Genomic DNA, 18,792 nt, shown 5'->3' with positions numbered 1-18,792 from the left:
ATTAACAGAGAGGATCAATATGCTAGGTCGTTCTAACTCTCACCTACAAGCGCTTGAGCAAGCAATTATCGCGGTTGTCACCATTGATCACCACAATAACATCACTTTCTTTAATCAGGCAGCAGAGGACATTTGGGGATATTCAGCAAGCGAGGTGAAAGGAAAGAACGTAGCAATGCTGATCCCCACCGAGTTACAAGCCAACCACGACAGCTACGTTAACCGACACAGATCTGGGGGAGAAGATCGCATCGTCGGGCGTTCTCGTGAAGTGCAGCTCAGACGAAAAGACGGCTCATTGACTTGGGTGCAACTGTCTTTATCCAAGATACGCGTCTCTGGCAAAATTCATTACACGGCATTTGTTCGTGATGTTACCGCTGAACGAGATGCGCGAGAGATGATGACCCAAACCCTCGAACAAGCGCTTGATGCTGTGGTGTGTATTGATGAAAACAATTGTATTACCTTTTATAACAAAGCGGCCGAGCAGCTGTGGGGATACAGCAAAGAAGATGTTCATGGCAAGAACGTTAAAATGTTGGTGCCTCATGCAATCCAAGCCAACCATGATGACTATGTAAATCGCAACCGAAAGACCGGCGAAGATAGAATTGTTGGCACCAGTAGAGAAGTCGAGATCGAACATAAGGATGGTCATCGACTCTGGGGGCAGCTCTCATTATCGAAGGTACATCTTGGTAATCGAACACTTTATACTGCCTTTGTAAAAGATGTCACTGAGACTGTGCAACGCCGGGAAGAAATGCAGTTATTGTCCATGGTGGCAAACGAAACCGATAATGCGGTTATAGTCACTAACCCACAAGGAGAAGTGGTTTATGTAAACCGTGGTTTTGAGCGGATGTCAGGGTATAGCTTAGATGAGATGAGAGGCAAAAAGCCTGGTCATATTCTTCAAGGAGCAGATACCAGTCCTGAAACCGTGCAAAACATTCGTGATCATCTTGCCCGCTATGAGCCCTTCTATGATGAGATTCTAAATTATACTAAAGATGGGCAGCCTTACTGGATATCGCTTTCTATCAACCCTATTTGGGACGACAACCACCATATTACGCACTATATCTCTGTGCAGGCCAATATTACTCAGGTAAAACAAACCTACTTAGATTTCACCCGTAAATTAGATGCTATCAGCGGCGCATTAGTTATTATGGAAATTTGCCCCGACGGTAAGCTTGATTCCATAAACTCTCTATTTGAAGACGCCTTGAAAAATATCGGTACGCGATGCGAAGACGCCTCCCATGACATCTACCATAAAATCACGCACGAATTAAAAGAAAGTATCGATAAACAAGGCCATGCCTCCACCCTCATTGAGTTTAATGGAAAAGGGGAGCAACTCGCAATTGATGCGAGGATTTGTGTACTCAAAGATTTTTCCGGCAATATACTTAATTATGTCATGTTTGGTATTGATATCAGTGCTCGACGTAAAACCGTGGCAAAAACGCAAACATCAATGCAGTCCGTTTCTCAGTCAAGCCAGGAAGTGATGAAAATTATCGATACTATCAACAACATTTCCGAGCGCACCAACCTTCTGGCACTGAACGCAGCGATCGAGGCCGCTCGTGCCGGTGATTTGGGGCGTGGTTTTGCGGTGGTCGCCGATGAGGTTCGCCAATTAGCTCAAGTCTCTCACCAGTCGAGCAAACAAATTAGCGAGTTGGTGGAAAGTACGGTTCAAAGCATTGATGAGCTTGCGGTTTTATTGAACGACATTGAAAGCTAGAGCGTCAATAAGCGCGAGATAAAAACACTCGCGCTTTTTCTTTTTATACGTTGGCCAAAGTCATGACCATTAAAACGACTGGGCTACAGCCAACTGCTCTAAAGGCGCCGGATAGCCTAGATAGAAACCCTGCACGTGTTGACAATCAAGCTGCTTTAACAGCATAAGTTGAGTGTGGGTCTCTACCCCTTCAGCTACCACGTTAATATCCAGTCGTTTAGCGATATCGATAATGCCAGCGGTGATCGCTTTGGCGCGACTATCGGTTTCCATCGCTTGAATAAAACTACGATCAATCTTAATTTCATCGACGTTGATCCGGTTAAACATACCTAACGAGGTATAGCCGACCCCAAAATCATCAATCGAAAAGGTGACGCCATGGCGTTTAAGCGTGTCAACCACTCGCGCGCACTCAATAATGTCATCTAATGCGGCAGTTTCTGTGATCTCCAGGCAAAGATAACGAGCGAATTCAGGGTTGGACTGCAAATAGGTATCGATACGTGCTATCGCGTCCACACTGTTAAATTCAACCGCAGAGATATTGACCGATACCCGTTTAACCATATTACCTAGCAGCTGACTTTCATTCAGTTGTTTGGTGGCTTTTTCTAACACCAGTGCCGTTAAATCCTCGCAAAAATGCTGCTCTTCAGCGAGAGGAATGAACACACTCGGGGGTATATTGCCATATTGATCATGTGTCCATCTTGCCAATACTTCTAAACCACTTAATTGGCCAGAAACCACGTGGTATTGAGGCTGGAAAACAACATCGATTTTATTGGTATCAATCGCCTGCTTAAGATCATTAACCAGGTTTTGCCGCTTTTTAGCCTCTTCTGTTAGATGGATATCGTGATATGCAACGGCATTTTTATACTTCTTCGCTTCGTTCAATGCGCGTGTCGCCGCTGTCATTAAAGCCGTGGTGTCTTCGCCATCCGAGTCAAACACCGCCACGCCTACCGAACAGGTAATGTCTCTATCGTATCGTTGCAAAAACTGGTTACACTGACGATGTAACTTGTCAATGTATGGCGTCATTTCGCAAACATCGGACAACGTCAACAAACATGCAAATCTATCGGCGTGAACTCTCGAGGTTAAGTTTTCAGGCACGGTGGGCGTATCTATTTTACGCGCCACCCCCATCAGCAGTTGATTGGTGCGATCAAAGCCCAGCTTATTGGTTACCGACGTGTAGTTATCAATGTCGAGTACAAACAACATATAGCACGACTCAGCATTAGCACGCTGCAGTAATGTATCAGCGCGACGAATGAATACGGAGGGACTATGAAGCCCGGTAACCGTATCGATGTCACTCGCTCGCTCTAAATCACGATTATTTTTCTGTGCTAACCCCCAAAGTAACACTGAGGTAATAACGACAAACAGGTGCCCCTTGAACGACTGTGCCCAAGTATACATTTCAAGATTATCGGACAGCACGTTAACCAATTTATCGGAAAACAGTATCCACAACGAAGCAAAAAAGAAGTAAGTTAATGCTAATTTTAGTGCGTAGTACGCTGTTTTTTTCATTAACACTTCTTAACCTCTTCGTCTCGCTTATTAACTTATCATTAATTATTGCATCTTTTATCACCGCCGCTAATCATAACAGTTCTATCGCTTCACCGCGGTAACCTTTTACTTACACCAACGAGTGCAAACCGCCTGCGCCTGCCCGCCCAAACATAAAAACAACCTAAATTAGTATTGACTTATTTATGTATCCGAGTATGCTGCTCTTCTCCTTTAGCCGTAACGTTTTTTGACTCACTGAGAGGAAAATCATGACGTTTCAAATCCCATGGGATGCCTTGTTTGGTGGCATGCTGGTTGGTACTGCCTGTCTCGCACTTTTAGCACTCAATGGCCGTATTGCCGGGATCAGCGGTATTGTGTCAGGCGCGTTATCATCACACGGCCGTGAAGCTCAATGGCGAGGTCTGTTTTTGCTGGGTATGATCAGTGCGGGTGTCTTCATGCCATTTATCGGTTTTGAACTACCCGACTACACAAGCCTTGCGCCTGCACTCACACCTATAGTTGCCGTACTTGCGGGGTTGCTGGTCGGGATAGGCACTAAATTAGGTAACGGCTGTACCAGTGGTCATGGCATTTGTGGCATGGGTCGCTTATCGAAACGGTCAATCGTGGCAACGCTCACTTTTATGGGTGCTGCCTTTGTCACTGTTTTTGTTCGTTTACACCTTTAAGGACGTTTATCGCTTATGTTTCGCCTTGTTGCTCTACTCTCTGGCTTTATCTTCGGTGTGGGTATGATGGTGTCAGGCATGGTCAATCCCGCGAAGGTGATTGGCTTTCTGGATGTATTCGGCCAGTGGGATCCCAGCCTTGCGTTTGTGATGGGCGGTGCGCTGTTGGTCTTTGTTCCCGGCTACTTTTTGGCCGTACGTCGGCAGAAAAAACCCGTACTGGCCGATCAATTTTGTCTACCCAAGACGCAAACGCTTGATAAAAAACTCATCGGCGGCGCATTACTCTTTGGCACCGGCTGGGGACTCGCCGGACTTTGCCCAGGACCGGCGATCACGGCTATTGGCTCCGGCGCACTACCGATCGGTCTATTTGTGATTAGCATGCTAGTCGGGATGCGCGTCATAACCTATCTTCAGCAAACACGAATACCGTCACCAGTAAAAACTTAAATAGACTCATGCGAGATGATGCGCCCTGATATCCGCTTTAGACAGGGCGCCAAAGTTTAGCGCTAAGTAGCGAGACGTTGAACTGTATCAGAGACCTCTTCAGCTCCGGCATAAATATCACGCATGACAGTTTCCGCTGAGGCAATTTTTTCTCGGCTCTGCTCCGATTCTACTGCCACTTCTTCCATCGACTCACTCACACCATGGGTCAATTTTCTATTTTCATCGACAACATTGGCGATTTGTGTTGTCGATTCACTGGTGCGTTTGGCTAAACTTCTCACTTCATCAGCTACCACAGCAAATCCTCTGCCCATCTCGCCGGCACGTGCGGCTTCAATAGCAGCATTTAAAGCAAGTAAATTGGTTTGTTCAGCGATTTGATTAATCGTGGTCACAATCTCTTCAATGCTCTGTGCGTGCTCAGTCAGTTGGTGGAGTTGCTCAGCCGTTGATTGCATTTTCTCAGTGACATGGCTAGTGATATCGACCGCTTCTTTGAGCAAAGCACTACCATCCTCAACATGTTGAAGTGTCGCGGCTGACGAATGGTGGGCGAGTTCAGCGGCTTGAGAGACTGCATGGCTTTTCTGCACACGTGCAGTGATGTTGGAAGCAAATTTCACGATCTTTTCAACACGCCCACTATCACCGAATATGGGGTTATAAGTGGCTTCTAACCAGATTTCATTGCCCAATTTGTCACGCCGTTGATATTGTCCACCCTTAAATTGTCCATCTTCCAGTTCTGCCCAAAAGTTCGGATTTTGCTCATAAAAGTCAGCGTCGCAGAATATACGATGATGCTGCCCTACAATGTCATCTAACTCATATCCCACTGTGGCTAAAAAATTGTCGTTAGCATGGATAATGTTGCCTTGGGGGGTAAAAATGATGGCCGCCATGGAACGGTCGAGCGCCATAAACAACGCCTCTTTTTTGGCTTTTTCTTGGTGGACTCGCGTCACATCGGACGCGATTTTGCGAACTTTAACCACTCGTCCGGTTTTATCTTTAACTGGAAAATAAGACGCATCCATCCAAATTTCGTTACCATTTTTGTGCCGGCGTCGAAAAACGCCCTTCTGTCTTTCGCCCTGACCGAGACGCATCCAAAAATCGCGGTATTCTTGGGACTCTGTCGTTTCAGGAAAACATACTGCCGAGTGGTGCTGTCCAACCACTTCATTACTCTCGTAACCAATAATATCAAGTAATAGTTGATTGCAACTGAGCACAATTCCATCAGGAGAGAAGGTGATGGTGGCAACACCTTCTATGATGGCATCAAGCTCGATTTCTAGTTGTTCTCTGTTTGTCTCGCTTTCGGTAAGTAGGCGTCTAGTTTGATTAAACATCATGGTGGCTCCCCCGTTAACTCTAGGACCATATCGTTACTTTTTATGCTTCTTTACTTCAGTGGCTAGCCAATCCACAAGAACATTTTAAAGTATGTGAACTACGTTATTAGTCGCGTAATATCAGTAAAGCGTAGAGCATCATTATTTATCCGATAATCAGGCGTATTAATTAATAAGCATTAGAAGAATGAAAAATGTAACAAAAAATATATTACCATTAATAACAAAGAGTTAATTACCATCTGGCTTGTATTAAAAGACTTCATAATCGCCTAGAAAACCATCTACTTTTCCGTTTATTGCATTGTCCCTCATACTAAGTAATTTTTTCTCATCATTACGACCTAGATCTTTTAGCTAGAACGGTTAAGAAAACAACCCAGACGATAAATAGCGATCGCCGCGATCGCAAATAATGGCTACCACCACAGAGTCGGGTTCAGCTTTGGCAACTTGCAGTGCCGCATATACGGCCCCGCCAGAGCTCACCCCCGCACAAATCCCCTCTTCTCGCGCTAATGTTCGCGCCGTTTCTTTGGCGTCTTGCTCAGAAATATCCATCACCTCATCGATATGCTCGTCGGTATAAATGCCGGGTAAGTACTCAGCGGGCCAGCGCCGGATCCCAGGGATGGCACTGCCCTCTGTCGGCTGTAAGCCAATGGTTTTTATCGCGGGGTTTTGCGTTTTTAGGTACTTTGATGTGCCCACAATGGTGCCTGTGGTGCCCATGCTGGCAATAAAGTGGGTGATTTTTTGTTGGCTTTGCTGCCAAATTTCAGGCCCTGTACCGGTCACATGAGCCTGAAAGTTATCCGGATTATTGAACTGATCCAACACTTTGCCCTTGCCCTGTGATTGCATGGATAACGCCAAATCACGCGCACCTTCCATTCCCGACGCTTTAGAGACGAGAATCAACTCACTGCCATAGGCACGCATCGCATCTTTGCGCTCCTGGGTAGCATTTTCAGGCATGATTAAAATCAGACGATAGCCTTTAATCGCCGCCGCCATTGCTAGCGCTATCCCGGTGTTGCCACTGGTCGCTTCAATCAAGGTATCGCCCGGTTGGATATCTCCCCGCGCTTCGGCCTGCACAATCATGTTCAGCGCGGGCCTATCTTTGACCGAACCGGCCGGGTTATTGCCTTCAAGTTTAACCAAAACAGTACTCCCCGTATCAGCGCCTAGACGCTGCAAACGTACCAAGGGTGTTTGTCCTACGTAGTCTTCAAGCGTTGGGAAATCAGTCACGTCTCTTACCTCTGCCTATCTTTTTCACTGGCGTCATGCCATGGGGCACTGTCTATAAACGCCATGTTACAAGGGTTTATCACTGGCACGCAGATAAATTGTCACTAACATATACAAAATGGTTATAGTAAAACTGTTTTTTATTCCTAATGATTGCTTTTATTCTGTGACTTATAGCGACTTCTTTTGTTGAACAAGCATCAACCGGTCATTAAGGAACATTACAATGAAGGTATTCAAAACGCTGGCTCTGTCGGCCCTACTTGCCACCAGCAGCGCACAGGTATTCGCCGCTGAACAAACACTGTTGAACTCTTCTTATGATATCGCAAGGGAGCTTTTTGCCGACTACAACCCACTATTCGCAGAGCACTGGCAAGAAAAAACCGGCGACTCCGTAACGATTAAGCAATCCCATGGCGGTTCATCGGCGCAAGCGCGCGCAATTATGCAAGGGCTGCAAGCGGATGTCGTCACCTTTAACCAAGTCACTGATGTGCAGGTACTGCACGATCGTGGCAAACTGATCGATGCCAATTGGAAAGACAACTTCCCCAATAGCAGCTCGCCCTATTATTCCACCACCGCCTTTTTGGTGCGTAAGGGCAATCCCAAAAATATTGAAAACTGGGACGACCTTGCCAAAGACGATGTCGCATCGGTCTTTCCTAACCCAAAAACCTCAGGCAATGCGCGCTATACCTATTTAGCCGCGCTCGGTTATGCGCAAAAAACGTTTGGCAAAGACAACACTGAACAGCAAGATGCGTTTTTGAAGCAGTTACTCGCCAATGTGGCCGTATTTGATACCGGCGGCCGTGGCGCAACCACCTCATTTGTTGAACGTGGCATTGGCGATGTCTTAGTCACCTTCGAATCAGAGGTGAATAACATCCGCCAACAATATGGCAGTGATGATTACGATATCGTGGTGCCTAAAACCTCGATCCTGGCTGAATTCCCCGTTGCCGTGGTAAAGCGAAATGCTAAACGCAATGGCACCACTGAACTGGCGACAGAGTATTTGTCTTATCTTTACAGTGAAAAAGCGCAGCGCTTACTGGCTAACTTTAATTACCGCGTTCATCACCAAGCCGTCGCAGACGAGTATGCCGATCGCTTCCCTCAGGTTGAATTACTGACGGTAGAAGAGATTTCAGGTAGCTGGGATAAGGCGATGAAAACCCACTTTGCTAGTGGCGGAAAGCTAGACCAGCTCCAGCGCCGCTAATTGCTATTACGACTTAAATCGAGACGTTATGCCATCGTTATCGCATCAACGCCAATCTATGCCACGGGGAGTGCGTCATCAGCGCGTACTCCCAGGGTTTGGTATCAGTCTGGGCGTATCGCTATTGTTTATTAGCCTGATTTTACTACTGCCAGCCAGTGGTTTAATCATGCAAACCAGTCAAATGACTTGGCAGGAATATTGGTTTGCCATCTCAGACCCACGTATTGTCGCCAGTTATAAAGTCACGGCCGGCGCGGCGCTTATCGCTTCCTTATTTAATGGTGCGATTGGACTGCTCTTTGCGTGGGTGTTGGTGCGGTACGATTTTACGGGTAAACGCTTTATTGACGCGTTGGTGGATTTGCCTTTCGCACTGCCCACCGCAGTCGCCGGTGTCACCCTCGCTACCTTGTATGCCGATAATGGCTGGATAGGTAGCGTGCTCGCGAACCTCGGTATACAAGTGGCTTATACGCCGATAGGCATTATGATTGCGATGATGTTTACCAGCTTGCCGTTTGTCGTGCGCACCGTACAGCCCGTACTGGAAGAAATTTCTCAAGAGGAAGAAGAAGCTGGCACCTTATTAGGCGCAAGCGATTTTGCCGTGTTTTGGCGCGTTATCCTGCCGACCATCAAACCCGCTTTATTAGTAGGTATCGCCTTATCTTTTACGCGCAGTCTTGGCGAATTTGGGGCCGTGATTTTTATTGCGGGCAATACGCCTTACGTCAGCGAGATCACCTCATTGATGATTTTTGTCCGTTTGCAAGAGTTTAATTTCCCAGCGGCAAGTGCGATTGCCTCAGTGATTTTGATGGCATCATTGTCGTTACTGTTTGCGATCAACCTATGGCAAGGTCGCTACTTAAAACGTATTCACGGTCGCTAAGGATAGCTTTATGACTCCCCACACTGCCCGAATCGGTGATTCTGTTTGGATCAAACGTAGTTTGATTGGCTTAATGCTGATACTGGTTGCGCTCGTGTTGGTGCTTCCCTTATTGAGCATTTTTTCTATTGCATTTTCTGACGGTATTGGTACCTATTTTGAGCACCTTCTTGCCCCCGATACACGCCATGCGATTGGGTTAACGCTATTGGTTGCCGTTATCACGGTGCCGGTTAACTTAGTGTTTGGTGTCATGCTCGCATGGGCGGTAACTCGGTTTCAGTTCCCAGGCCGAAAACTGGTCACCACCTTGATTGATATTCCCTTCGCGGTATCACCTGTGGTCGCTGGTCTACTCTATTTGCTGCTGTACGGTAGTAACGGCTGGCTAGGCGCGTGGTTGTTTGAGCATGATTTACAAGTGATGTTTGCACTGCCTGGCATTGTTTTAGTCACCCTTTTTGTCACCTGCCCCTTTGTTGCTCGCGAGCTTATTCCGCTGATGCAACAGCAAGGACACGCCGAAGAAGAAGCGGCGGTGATTTTAGGGGCGTCTTGGTGGCAACTGTTTCGACGCGTCACCTTACCGAACATCAAGTGGGCCCTGATATACGGGGTGATCTTGACCAATGCCCGGGCCATCGGTGAGTTTGGCGCGGTGGCAGTGGTGTCAGGTAGCATTCGTGGCCAAACCAATACCTTGCCTTTGCAAGTGCAGCTTCTGTATGAAGACTATCAAACCCAAGCCGCGTTCGCTTGTGCCTCTTTGCTTGCCTTTATGGCATTGGCAACGTTAGCGCTCAAAGCCTTAGTAGAGTGGCGTCAGCAACGCGCACAGACAAACATAACGCCGCTTGATGAGCACATGGCGTCAACACCAGCCCAATTTATCCCACAAACGACCCAGAGTGAGCAGTAACATAATGCAAATTCAATTAAACAATATCACCAAACACTTTGGCCAGTTTCAGGCACTTTCGCCGCTATCTCTCACCATAGAAAAGGGTGAAATGATGGGGTTACTTGGACCATCAGGTTCGGGAAAAACCACGTTACTGCGGATTATTGCGGGGTTAGAAAACAGCAATAGTGGCCAAATCCATTTTGGCGAACGCGATGTCACCCGGGTGCATGTTCGCGATCGACGCGTTGGCTTTGTCTTTCAAAACTACGCTTTGTTTAAGCACATGACAGTCGCTGAAAACATTGCGTTCGGCTTACAAGTCATGCCGCGGCGCGAGCGCCCTTCAGCGGCCGCCATCACTCAACGAGTTAACGAGCTGCTCGAGGTGGTCCAGCTTGGTCATCTTCGCCAGCGTTATCCCGAACAATTATCGGGCGGACAAAAACAACGTATCGCTCTGGCACGTGCACTCGCGACGCAACCAGAAATTTTACTTTTGGATGAACCGTTTGGGGCATTAGATGCGCAAGTACGTAAAGAACTACGACAATGGTTACGACGCCTACATGATGAAATGGCATTCACTAGCGTGTTCGTCACTCACGATCAAGATGAAGCGCTGGAGCTATCCGATCGGGTGGTGGTGATGAGTAACGGGCAAATTGAACAAGTCGATAGCCCGGTTGATCTGTATGCTTCGCCGAAGAGTCGATTTGTGTTTGATTTTTTGGGGAACGTGAATGTCTTTTCCGGCCAATTTCAGCAAGGGGTATGGAAAAATGGTAACGCCTTTATCGAACCCGCCCTCAATGCGCAGACCAAACAATCCGGCGATTTGTATGTACGCAGCCATGAACTGACCATCACCGATAAACCGAACAGCCAGGTATCGCTGCCCATGCGCGTGGTATCAGTCAACCCTGTCGGCGCCGAGGTACGCGTATCACTGGCACCACAAGGTTGGGAAAGTGATCAATTGTGGGAGGCCACCCTAACTCATCATGCTTGGCAAGCCGCATCGTATCAAAAGGGCGATACCGTTTATGCCATGCCACATATTGGTTATTTCTTTAACCATGACGATACAGCCCCCCACCGCTTACAATGGCCATTCTTGGCGGCAGATAGCTTGGTGTATGATATTTAAATAACATTTTATGTGGCGTTGACCCTATCCTTCTCAACGAAAAAAGACAGCAGGTGTCATCACCCAAACACCTGCTAGTTATCGCTTAGCATATAACTGGGTGAGTTCTACCCCGCCGCGCCATCTGTGTGTGCTTGGTGATATTTAACAATGATCTTTCTAACACTTACCTTGTTTGGCATGCCCAGGCGGGCAAAACTTTCCAGACGATCGCGTCTCACTATCTTTTGAGTTCACTTTCACCTCTACATTATCAAGCTCGCCTTCTACACGGGTCAGCTGACAGCCTGATACCAGAGCAACAGTTAATAGCATTAACATCACATGTTTCAATTTTGGTACTCCACATAATCGAATAAATGTGAGGCTATCAACTACTATCTGACCTTGTGTTAATCCAATGACAAAATCATTAATAACCGCCACATTTTTCTATTGGTCATTTACTCACCAAGCTCTACCTTGGCTTATCAAAAAGCTGGACGTCACCGGTGATAACCACAACAATTTGCTCATCACCTACCCGCGCAATATTTAAACGGTACAGATACAGATTAAGGAGGCCCATGACCAACCCATCTAGCACAAAGTTTGCGGTACTTGGCGCCGCTCTGAATGGGATGAAGAAGTGATCGAGGACTCCGGTCTACAAGCGGCGTATGACCACCAACTGCATGATGATGAGGGCGAGCCCTATCGCGGGATAGAAATAGAAGAAAAGACCAAAACAGCCGAAGCAGAGCGCATAGATGAAAACTAATTACAAAAATGTTATTTAGTACAGATATAAAGTTTAAACTTGATCACATTTCAAACACAAACTATGCTTTGTACATACTGATATGTAATTTAGTTACACATAAGGAGCGTGCTATGTTATCAGCCATTAAGGAACTGTTTACCCCTCACAAAGACTATGCAGGTCGACACATTGATGCTGTTATCGACCGGTTAGCGGCGCAAACAGGGACAGAAGCCCATGCTTGGTCTTATCTCCGAGAGCAAGCTGTGTATGAGAATACATTAAACGGCACGCGTATTTACCCGCATGAGCTGAGAAAGAACGCGGCCTAGAACATACACTCAGGATACCAGCAGATTTTACGTCGTGTGGATGTGGGGTTCGTGCTAGACTCCACGCCATTCAGTGTCTCCACCCTTTTTATGGGTGGGCGCGCATTCATTGTTTGTTGAGTTTGCCATGCCATTTAAAAAACTGGGGTTAAGCGCCCCGCTTTGCCAAGCCATTGCCCAACGCGGCTATACCATCCCCACGCCAATTCAAGCCAAAGCCATTCCGATCATCCAACAAGGCCATGATCTGATTGCCGCGGCACAAACAGGTACCGGGAAAACCTCAAGTTTTATCTGGCCCATTATCGATAAGTTGTGTGCCGGTGAAGCGGGACGCAAAAAGCGCGCTCGCGCATTGGTGATTGCTCCAACAAGAGAGTTGGCCTTGCAAGTCGCCGAAAGCGCCCGCCAAGATACGCAGTTTACCGCGCTTAGAACCTTGGCGATGGTTGGCGGTATGGACGAGCAGGCACAAAAGCAAGCCTTGATCGACGGCGTCGACATTTTGGTCGCTACGCCGGGACGGTTGCGTGATTTACTCAGCCAACGTGCCGTCTATCTAGATGAAGTAGAAGTGCTGGTGCTGGATGAAGCCGATCGAATGCTCGATATGGGCTTTATTGATGCCATTCAGAATATTCTCGACCGATTGCCGGCAAGCACGCAGTGTCTGCTGTTTTCTGCCACCTTGTCTAATAAAGTGCGCGATCTAGCCAAAGCGACCATTGGCGATGAAGGCAAAGAAATCAGCATTGCCGCACGAGATGCCTCGAAAGACAACATTACTCAGTGGTGTATTCCAGTCGATAAAGACAAGAAGTCCGCACTGCTTAGCCATTTGATCAAAGAGAATGGTTGGGCACAGGCATTAATTTTTATCGAAACCAAACATGGCGCCGCCAAACTCGCCACCCAGCTGGAAAAACGTGGCATTGCCGCTGAAGCGTTTCACAGTGGACGCAGCCAAGCCGCGCGGACCCAATTGCTGGAAGACTTTAAAAACGGTGACATCCAATTTTTAATTGCCACCGGTGTCGCCGCACGCGGCATTGATATTGAGTCGCTTGAGCGCGTAGTCAATTACGATCTACCCTTCCCAGCCGACGAGTACGTTCACCGGATTGGCCGTACTGGCCGTGCCAGTGCTCAAGGCGAAGCGATTTCATTGGTCTCAAAAGACAACACCAAAAATTTGCGTATGATTGAAGCACGTCTCGGGCACCAACTTGAACGTCGCATCATCGAAGGCTTTGAGCCTAAAAAGCCAGTGCCGCTGACTGCACCCAAATAAATGGTACGCATACAATGATCGCAATAAAAACGGCGAGCCTGGTGCTCGCCGTTTTTGTTTGCTTTATGCCTGAGTCAGTGTTTGCCACAGCGCCTGCCATGCGTCTGGACGGCGATAGTATTGGCTCACTGTGATGACTTGCCATTGACCGTTTTGCTCCACCAGCATGGATGGAAAACCGCGTAAGCCATGCGCTGCCATCAATTGACGGGTTTGATTCACCGCAGGCATCACGTCATTTTCGGCGCGATTCATCGCCTGTTGCCAAGCCTCTGCCGCTATCCCCATCTCACTGGCAAGCTCTGCGAGCGTGTCAGCGTCATAGACGGAGCGACCTTGCTGATAATGGCCCCGCTGAATGCGTTTCAGCATCTCCTCGCCCTGACCATCAAGCTGCTGAGCAGCGAGTATCGCTTGCGCGGTCATAAAGGAGTCCAAAACGACCGGCTGGTCGCTTGCCACGCGGTCAAGATAGGCTTGACCAAATGTCTGTCCGGTTTGATCAGCAATGGTCTGATCTGCCGCCAAAATGTGTTGACGAAAGCTGTCTTCAATCGGCGCACGCTCTCGCATACCACCCGGATGAAGTTGCAGGTTGATGTCAGGGTTGTTACTTAGGCTTTCAATCAAGGTGGCGGCGCCGAAGCACCAGCCACACATTGGGTCAAATATATAGTGGACGTTTACCATTCCATCTCTCCCATGTGCACTTTCGCACCAATTTCCAAAGCCATCGGCAAACCCGCTTCCGGATATTTCGCTTGCAGGTTTTTTATCAGCTCAGCACTGTCTTTGCTTTTGGCTTTCGCCTCGGCAAAGTCTTGCAAATACTGCTGGGCAAAGGTGATGGTATCAGCGTTTAGTGCCGTGCCTGCTTTCATATGGCCTGGGATCACCACTTCAGGTTTCAGTGCTGCCATTTCTTCTAGTTGTGCGGCCCAACCTTCACGTGCTTGGTCAGATTGTGCGTCTGCCATCCACAGGTGAACATTGCCATACACGGCGACGTTACCCAGGATCGCCTTGTTGGCTGGGATCCAAAGATACGGACGGTGAGCCAACTCGCCTTTCGCGCCGCGAATTTCAATCTTACGGCCGTCCAGTGTCAATGATGAACGGGTATAAGCTGCGGGCACCACGGGATTTTGCGGGGCATTGTCACCCATTTTTGGGGTCCAAAATGCCATTTTTCCGTCTAGTTTTTCTGCAATGGTGGCGCGCACAGCCGGTGTGGTGATCACTCTTGCGTCAGGGAACATGCCGTGCAGCACTTCCGCACCAAAGTAGTAATCAGGGTCGGCTTGGCTGATAAAGATGGTGGTCAGCGCTTTGCCGGAGTCCAGTACTTTGGCGGCAATGCGAAGCGCATCTGCTTTAGTAAAGCCAGTATCAACCACCATGGCTTCGGTTTCGCCGTACACCAAGGTTGAGTTTACGTGGAAGCTATTACCATCCGCGTTATACACGTCTAGGTTCAAGGGTTCAGCATTATTTGCTGCCATTGCGCTACCGGTCAGTAATAAAGAGGCGGCTAGGGTTTTTATCAATTTCATCGTCGTGCTCCGTTGTTTTGCATTCGGTGTTGAGATGCTGCGCAGTTTACGGGCTCGACTTGTTCGAATATATAGCTAATAATTTACATCATTATTTCATAATTCGAGCATATAAACTGATCGTACCGTGTTACGAACGGCTAGCTCTTAAGCAAAGATGAGATTGACATGGACACACTGACTGCCGCTCGCGTATTGATTGATGTTGCCCTTACACAAAGTTTTACCGCCACGGCCGAGCGTCTTGAGATGTCGCGCCCCATGGTGACTCGCCATGTCGAAGCGCTAGAAGACTGGTTAGGCGTGCGCTTATTACAGCGCACTACGCGCAAAGTATCGTTAACCTCCGCCGGCGAACAAAGCTTGCCACAACTGGAACAATGGGTTGAGCAAGCCAATGTCCTGACACAGCAATGGCAGCAAGAGGCGGGCTTAACTGGCAAAGTGCGGGTGGCGACCAGTATGTCGTTTGGTTTTGCGCAATTAATCCCCGCGGTAAAGCCCTTTATGGCCGCTCACCCCGGCGTCGATGTGGATATTGAAGTACAGGATAAGGCGATCGATTTGATTGCGGAACGGATTGATATTGCCATCCGTATTGCGTCCAACCCCGACCCTTCCTTAATTGGTCGCCCGATCGCCGCGTGTGATTCCGTCTTGGTGGCGGCACCGGATTATTTAGCCGCCCATGCACCAATCCGCTCACCAGACGATCTCACCGCGCATAGCTGCCTCAGTTACAAACAATTTGATCGGCCAATTTGGCATTTAGACAAAGGTGAGGAACACGCCGCAGTTGAGGTGCAAGGTAAGCTGTCTGCCAACGAGGCGACAACCTTACTCAGTGCCGCCATTCAGGGAATGGGCGTGAGCATGCAGCCAGTTTATTTGGCGCATAGTGCCATTGCGCGAGGTCAGCTGGAAGTCGTGCTCCCCGATTGGCAACCCAAAGCGATGGATATCTACGCCTTATACCCGTCACGTCGCAACCAACCACCGGCGGTGCGTGCGTTGCTGGATGCGCTGATTGCCCACTTCGCAGATAGCAAGTGGGCACCGGTTGCTATTTAGCCAGCAGAAAAGTTAAGTGAGAAAAGCTATTTAGTAAGAGAATAAGCGCGCCGGCTTAATCAGACGATTTTGCTTGCGCAGCATGATAACGCTGAGCTTTAACCAGCCATTTATCAAGTTGGTTGGCAAAGGCTTGTTTTTGCTGCGGGCCAAGCGGTGCGGGCCCGCCTGTGTGCACGCCGCTACTACGCATGGTTTCCATAAAATCACGGATATTGAGTCGGGCACGGATGTTTTCTTTGGTGAGCAATTCACCGCGGGTGTTAATTACCGTGACGCCTTTTTCAATCACTTCATCCGCTAAGGGAATATCTTGGGTGATCACCAAATCCCCGGCGACGGCATCGGCAACAATTTGGTTGTCCGCCACATCAAAGCCCTTTTCTACCTGACGTGCGCTGGCATAGGGCGACGGCGGCAAACGAATAAATTGGTTGGCTACAAAGGTGGCTTGAATGTGCGTTCGGTGTGCCGCACGAACAATCATCTCGCGCATCGCGACCGGACAAGCGTCCGCATCTACCCATATTTGCATGCTGGCTCTCTTAGCTTTTGCGTCAATGCCTGCATTAAACCCCAATTCGCTACAAAATGAAACGTTAGCCCTGCGTCGTGACGGCGTTTAATACGGGCTTTACATCGCTTGACTACTCAGGCGCGCAGATATTAGTCTGCCTTGGCCGTCCGCTCTCAAACTGCGCTAACCAAGACGTTAAGCATGGCATCACGCCATCTGCAAACGCTGCATCGCCTTGCCACCAAATACGGGCCAGTGTTAACCAGCGGTGATGCTCACTGTGCGCGTTGGCGATATTGTCGGTGCGCAGTAGGCTGTGATCGGCATGTTCAAACACACGCACGTGATAAAAAGGCAGCGGCGCGTTAGCAAGCCGTTGATGATAGGTTGAAGCGGTCTTATCCGAGTCGACATAAGCATCCCGCGCACCAAATAACGCTAACATGGGCACGTCGAGATCGATTAAATCATTGGTCACATCCGAGGCCCAATTACGTTGTACAAATTGCCAAAAGGCCTCGCTCATGGGCGCTTTCTCATTCTGATTTACGTGGTCTAGGTACTGTTGATACGACGCGCCGGATTGGATCAAAGCATCCACTTTCGCCTCGGCAGCTTGCTCTGTCGCACTACCTGACTCACTGTATCCGGTGGCTAATCGTCGTTGACGTCCAGAATACTGGGATTGCGCCATCCAGTTGACTGCACCGCCTACACTGATTAAAAAGTCGATATCTTCCACTTGGTGCGCCACCTTAGGGATCACCCAACCGGCTTGGCTAAAGCCCATCAACCCCAGCTTGCCATCCTTTAGCCCCAAAGCTTGGCGCAAATAGCGAATCGCCACGGCGACTTCATCGGCGCGATCTTGCATCGATTGCGACCGCCAATCCCCGCTGGAATCCCCCACGCCCGGCTTATGCCAAGACATTGCACACCACCCATTCGCCGCTAACACTCGCCAAAGTGGGAGGTAATAACCAAACGCATCGATCGGCACATCACCTGAGCCATGCACAAACACCACACACTGATGCGGTGTTTCAGTACTTTCAGGTAAAATTAACTCACCCGTGAGCTGATTATCGCCTGCGTTAAACTGAATGGCTTGACGATACAGCCCCGCGTTTGGATCATCCATGGCTATCACCACAAAAACGCCTATCAGCATCAATGCTATCAAGCCTCGCTTTAGCCACTTCATCCCCTTTCTCCCTCCACCCAATTGCCGCTAAAAGGTGTATAAATAGCCGGTATTGAACGACCAAAGATCATCTCTATCAACAATCGGGCTGTCTGATACTTCATCGCCATAGTGGCGATAGCTCACCCCCAACAACAGATGATGCGCACGGCCAAGCGTGTAATAGAGATTGAGGTCGGATTGGAATTTGCAGGTTTGATCAGGTTGGTAAGTAGGTCGGCCAGCTTTGGTATCTTGCGCTGACACGCCGACATAATAACGACTCACCGCGCGACCCACACAAGTCAGTGACAATTGTGGGTCCACCACCCACTGGCCTTGCTCTATGGGAGCGCCATAGCGAGCCACTACTGCGCCACTGTTATGATTATCCGAGATATCATGATGGTAGCCGAGCTCAAAATAGCCCACCGATGTTACCCATCCCGTGGTTAGATTAGCGGTATACACCTTATCGAGGCTTTTCATATCCTTGAGGGTTTTACTGTCACCGCGGGTATGGTCGCCAAACACATCGTCGCCCACACCCGCCGACACATACCAGCTGTCGCCCTCGGCGAGATACACACCTAGGGTATCGTTACGATAAAAAAAACCCTCCCATTGCGCCTCAACCACCAACTCAATGTCTTGGTCATCTTCACCGTCTGTATAAATCGACGGCTCGGTATAGCCGACCAGACCGACGGTTAGATAATTATCCCCAGACACGCTGCCGGTTTGCGCGTGTCCTACCCAGGGCACCAAGATCAAAACGAAACAGATAAGTGTGACAAATAGATTCACCGGCTGTTCTCCATAATGACGAAATAGTAACTGAGAGTTCGCCCTTATCTTGAAA

The 18,792-nt window shown here is 48.6% G+C and carries 18 protein-coding genes and 2 pseudogenes; 11 read left to right on the top strand and 9 right to left on the bottom strand.

Annotation, left to right across the window (positions count from 1 at the left end; all coding sequences use genetic code 11):
- Positions 1–19: 19 nt before the first annotated feature.
- Positions 20–1,762, top strand: coding sequence for a PAS domain S-box protein (locus BZG76_RS15620; RefSeq protein ID WP_077460698.1), 1,743 nt, complete (start codon positions 20–22; stop codon positions 1,760–1,762).
- 69 nt (positions 1,763–1,831) lie between these two features.
- Here the strand turns inward: BZG76_RS15620 and BZG76_RS06995 are convergent, their stop codons facing one another.
- Positions 1,832–3,313 carry a putative bifunctional diguanylate cyclase/phosphodiesterase gene (locus BZG76_RS06995; protein WP_077460697.1) on the bottom strand — a complete coding sequence of 494 codons (1,482 nt, stop codon included), beginning with the start codon at positions 3,311–3,313 and terminating at the stop codon, positions 1,832–1,834.
- A 254-nt stretch (positions 3,314–3,567) separates the two neighbouring features.
- On the opposite strand from BZG76_RS06995, the gene BZG76_RS06990 reads away from it, so the two are divergent.
- Positions 3,568–3,993, top strand: coding sequence for a YeeE/YedE family protein (locus BZG76_RS06990; protein WP_077460696.1), 426 nt, complete (start codon positions 3,568–3,570; stop codon positions 3,991–3,993).
- A 15-nt stretch (positions 3,994–4,008) separates the two neighbouring features.
- Complete coding sequence (locus BZG76_RS06985; RefSeq protein WP_077460695.1) at positions 4,009–4,446, top strand: YeeE/YedE family protein; 438 nt, start codon at positions 4,009–4,011, stop codon at positions 4,444–4,446.
- A gap of 62 nt (positions 4,447–4,508) precedes the next feature.
- Here BZG76_RS06985 and BZG76_RS15655 read toward each other — a convergent pair.
- From BZG76_RS15655 to cysM, 3 genes and pseudogenes are all read right to left on the bottom strand, one after another.
- Positions 4,509–4,883: pseudogene (locus BZG76_RS15655) on the bottom strand (methyl-accepting chemotaxis protein); the annotation flags it as partial.
- A 162-nt stretch (positions 4,884–5,045) separates the two neighbouring features.
- A pseudogene (locus BZG76_RS15650) lies at positions 5,046–5,804 on the bottom strand (PAS domain-containing protein); the annotation flags it as partial.
- Positions 5,805–6,173: 369 nt separating this feature from the next.
- Entirely contained in the window at positions 6,174–7,064 is an 891-nt protein-coding gene (cysM, locus tag BZG76_RS06975) for a cysteine synthase CysM (protein ID WP_077460694.1), read from the bottom strand.
- 226 nt (positions 7,065–7,290) lie between these two features.
- Between cysM and cysP the strand changes: the two genes are divergently transcribed.
- The 7 genes from cysP (at position 7,291) to BZG76_RS06940 (ending at position 13,606) form a co-directional block, all read left to right on the top strand.
- The gene (cysP, locus tag BZG76_RS06970; RefSeq protein ID WP_077460693.1) at positions 7,291–8,295 is read left to right on the top strand and encodes a thiosulfate ABC transporter substrate-binding protein CysP; all 1,005 of its coding nucleotides are present in this window, start codon (positions 7,291–7,293) and stop codon (positions 8,293–8,295) included.
- 58 nt (positions 8,296–8,353) lie between these two features.
- Positions 8,354–9,190, top strand: a complete 837-nt coding sequence (gene cysT, locus BZG76_RS06965) for a sulfate ABC transporter permease subunit CysT (protein WP_108742907.1) — start codon at positions 8,354–8,356, stop codon at positions 9,188–9,190.
- Positions 9,191–9,200: 10 nt separating this feature from the next.
- Positions 9,201–10,109 (top strand): sulfate ABC transporter permease subunit CysW, encoded by a 909-nt coding sequence (cysW, locus tag BZG76_RS06960; RefSeq protein WP_077460691.1) that lies wholly within the window; start codon positions 9,201–9,203, stop codon positions 10,107–10,109.
- A 4-nt stretch (positions 10,110–10,113) separates the two neighbouring features.
- Complete coding sequence (locus BZG76_RS06955; RefSeq protein WP_077460690.1) at positions 10,114–11,241, top strand: sulfate/molybdate ABC transporter ATP-binding protein; 1,128 nt, start codon at positions 10,114–10,116, stop codon at positions 11,239–11,241.
- Positions 11,242–11,869: 628 nt separating this feature from the next.
- A complete protein-coding gene (locus BZG76_RS15610) occupies positions 11,870–12,001 on the top strand; it encodes a hypothetical protein (RefSeq protein ID WP_274532497.1) in 132 nt (43 codons plus the stop codon).
- 113 nt (positions 12,002–12,114) lie between these two features.
- Positions 12,115–12,315, top strand: coding sequence for a hypothetical protein (locus tag BZG76_RS06945; protein WP_077460688.1), 201 nt, complete (start codon positions 12,115–12,117; stop codon positions 12,313–12,315).
- A gap of 127 nt (positions 12,316–12,442) precedes the next feature.
- Complete coding sequence (locus BZG76_RS06940; protein WP_077460687.1) at positions 12,443–13,606, top strand: DEAD/DEAH box helicase; 1,164 nt, start codon at positions 12,443–12,445, stop codon at positions 13,604–13,606.
- Positions 13,607–13,669: 63 nt separating this feature from the next.
- Here BZG76_RS06940 and BZG76_RS06935 read toward each other — a convergent pair whose 3' ends face one another.
- Entirely contained in the window at positions 13,670–14,296 is a 627-nt protein-coding gene (locus tag BZG76_RS06935) for a DsbA family protein (RefSeq protein WP_077460686.1), read from the bottom strand.
- Positions 14,290–15,159, bottom strand: a complete 870-nt coding sequence (locus BZG76_RS06930; RefSeq protein WP_077460685.1) for an MBL fold metallo-hydrolase — start codon at positions 15,157–15,159, stop codon at positions 14,290–14,292. The genes BZG76_RS06935 and BZG76_RS06930 overlap by 7 nt, the downstream gene beginning before the upstream one ends.
- Before the next feature lie 168 nt (positions 15,160–15,327).
- On the opposite strand from BZG76_RS06930, the gene BZG76_RS06925 reads away from it, so the two are divergent.
- A complete protein-coding gene (locus BZG76_RS06925; protein ID WP_077460684.1) occupies positions 15,328–16,230 on the top strand; it encodes a LysR family transcriptional regulator in 903 nt (300 codons plus the stop codon).
- Between the two features lie 55 nt (positions 16,231–16,285).
- Here BZG76_RS06925 and BZG76_RS06920 read toward each other — a convergent pair whose 3' ends face one another.
- The 3 genes from BZG76_RS06920 to BZG76_RS06910 form a co-directional block, all read right to left on the bottom strand.
- A complete protein-coding gene (locus BZG76_RS06920) occupies positions 16,286–16,765 on the bottom strand; it encodes a YaiI/YqxD family protein (protein ID WP_077460683.1) in 480 nt (159 codons plus the stop codon).
- A gap of 112 nt (positions 16,766–16,877) precedes the next feature.
- Positions 16,878–17,951: an alpha/beta hydrolase family protein gene (locus tag BZG76_RS06915; RefSeq protein WP_077460682.1), complete on the bottom strand. Its 1,074-nt coding sequence runs from the start codon at positions 17,949–17,951 to the stop codon at positions 16,878–16,880.
- Positions 17,952–17,978: 27 nt separating this feature from the next.
- Positions 17,979–18,737, bottom strand: coding sequence for a MipA/OmpV family protein (locus tag BZG76_RS06910; protein WP_158011332.1), 759 nt, complete (start codon positions 18,735–18,737; stop codon positions 17,979–17,981).
- Between the last annotated feature and the right edge of the window lie 55 nt (positions 18,738–18,792).

The sequence above is a fragment of the Salinivibrio sp. AR647 genome (assembly GCF_001995415.1).
Classification (GTDB): Bacteria; Pseudomonadota; Gammaproteobacteria; order Enterobacterales; family Vibrionaceae; genus Salinivibrio; species Salinivibrio costicola.
Note: the sequence above shows the minus strand (reverse complement) of the source record. Positions and strands in the feature narration are given on the sequence as shown.

What these genes read in the sequence shown, in the direction of transcription:
- BZG76_RS06920 (WP_077460683.1), bottom strand. Translation starts at nt 16,765, where the DNA reads ATGCAAATATGGGTAGATGCGGACGCTTGTCCGGTCGCGATGCGCGAG.
- BZG76_RS06990 (WP_077460696.1), top strand. Translation starts at nt 3,568, where the DNA reads ATGACGTTTCAAATCCCATGGGATGCCTTGTTTGGTGGCATGCTGGTT.
- BZG76_RS06985 (WP_077460695.1), top strand. Translation starts at nt 4,009, where the DNA reads ATGTTTCGCCTTGTTGCTCTACTCTCTGGCTTTATCTTCGGTGTGGGT.
- BZG76_RS06925 (WP_077460684.1), top strand. Translation starts at nt 15,328, where the DNA reads ATGGACACACTGACTGCCGCTCGCGTATTGATTGATGTTGCCCTTACA.
- cysW (WP_077460691.1), top strand. Translation starts at nt 9,201, where the DNA reads ATGACTCCCCACACTGCCCGAATCGGTGATTCTGTTTGGATCAAACGT.
- cysP (WP_077460693.1), top strand. Translation starts at nt 7,291, where the DNA reads ATGAAGGTATTCAAAACGCTGGCTCTGTCGGCCCTACTTGCCACCAGC.
- BZG76_RS06915 (WP_077460682.1), bottom strand. Translation starts at nt 17,951, where the DNA reads ATGAAGTGGCTAAAGCGAGGCTTGATAGCATTGATGCTGATAGGCGTT.
- BZG76_RS06930 (WP_077460685.1), bottom strand. Translation starts at nt 15,159, where the DNA reads ATGAAATTGATAAAAACCCTAGCCGCCTCTTTATTACTGACCGGTAGC.
- BZG76_RS15620 (WP_077460698.1), top strand. Translation starts at nt 20, where the DNA reads ATGCTAGGTCGTTCTAACTCTCACCTACAAGCGCTTGAGCAAGCAATT.
- BZG76_RS06955 (WP_077460690.1), top strand. Translation starts at nt 10,114, where the DNA reads ATGCAAATTCAATTAAACAATATCACCAAACACTTTGGCCAGTTTCAG.
- cysT (WP_108742907.1), top strand. Translation starts at nt 8,354, where the DNA reads ATGCCACGGGGAGTGCGTCATCAGCGCGTACTCCCAGGGTTTGGTATC.
- BZG76_RS06940 (WP_077460687.1), top strand. Translation starts at nt 12,443, where the DNA reads ATGCCATTTAAAAAACTGGGGTTAAGCGCCCCGCTTTGCCAAGCCATT.
- BZG76_RS06995 (WP_077460697.1), bottom strand. Translation starts at nt 3,313, where the DNA reads ATGAAAAAAACAGCGTACTACGCACTAAAATTAGCATTAACTTACTTC.
- BZG76_RS06945 (WP_077460688.1), top strand. Translation starts at nt 12,115, where the DNA reads ATGTTATCAGCCATTAAGGAACTGTTTACCCCTCACAAAGACTATGCA.
- BZG76_RS06935 (WP_077460686.1), bottom strand. Translation starts at nt 14,296, where the DNA reads ATGGTAAACGTCCACTATATATTTGACCCAATGTGTGGCTGGTGCTTC.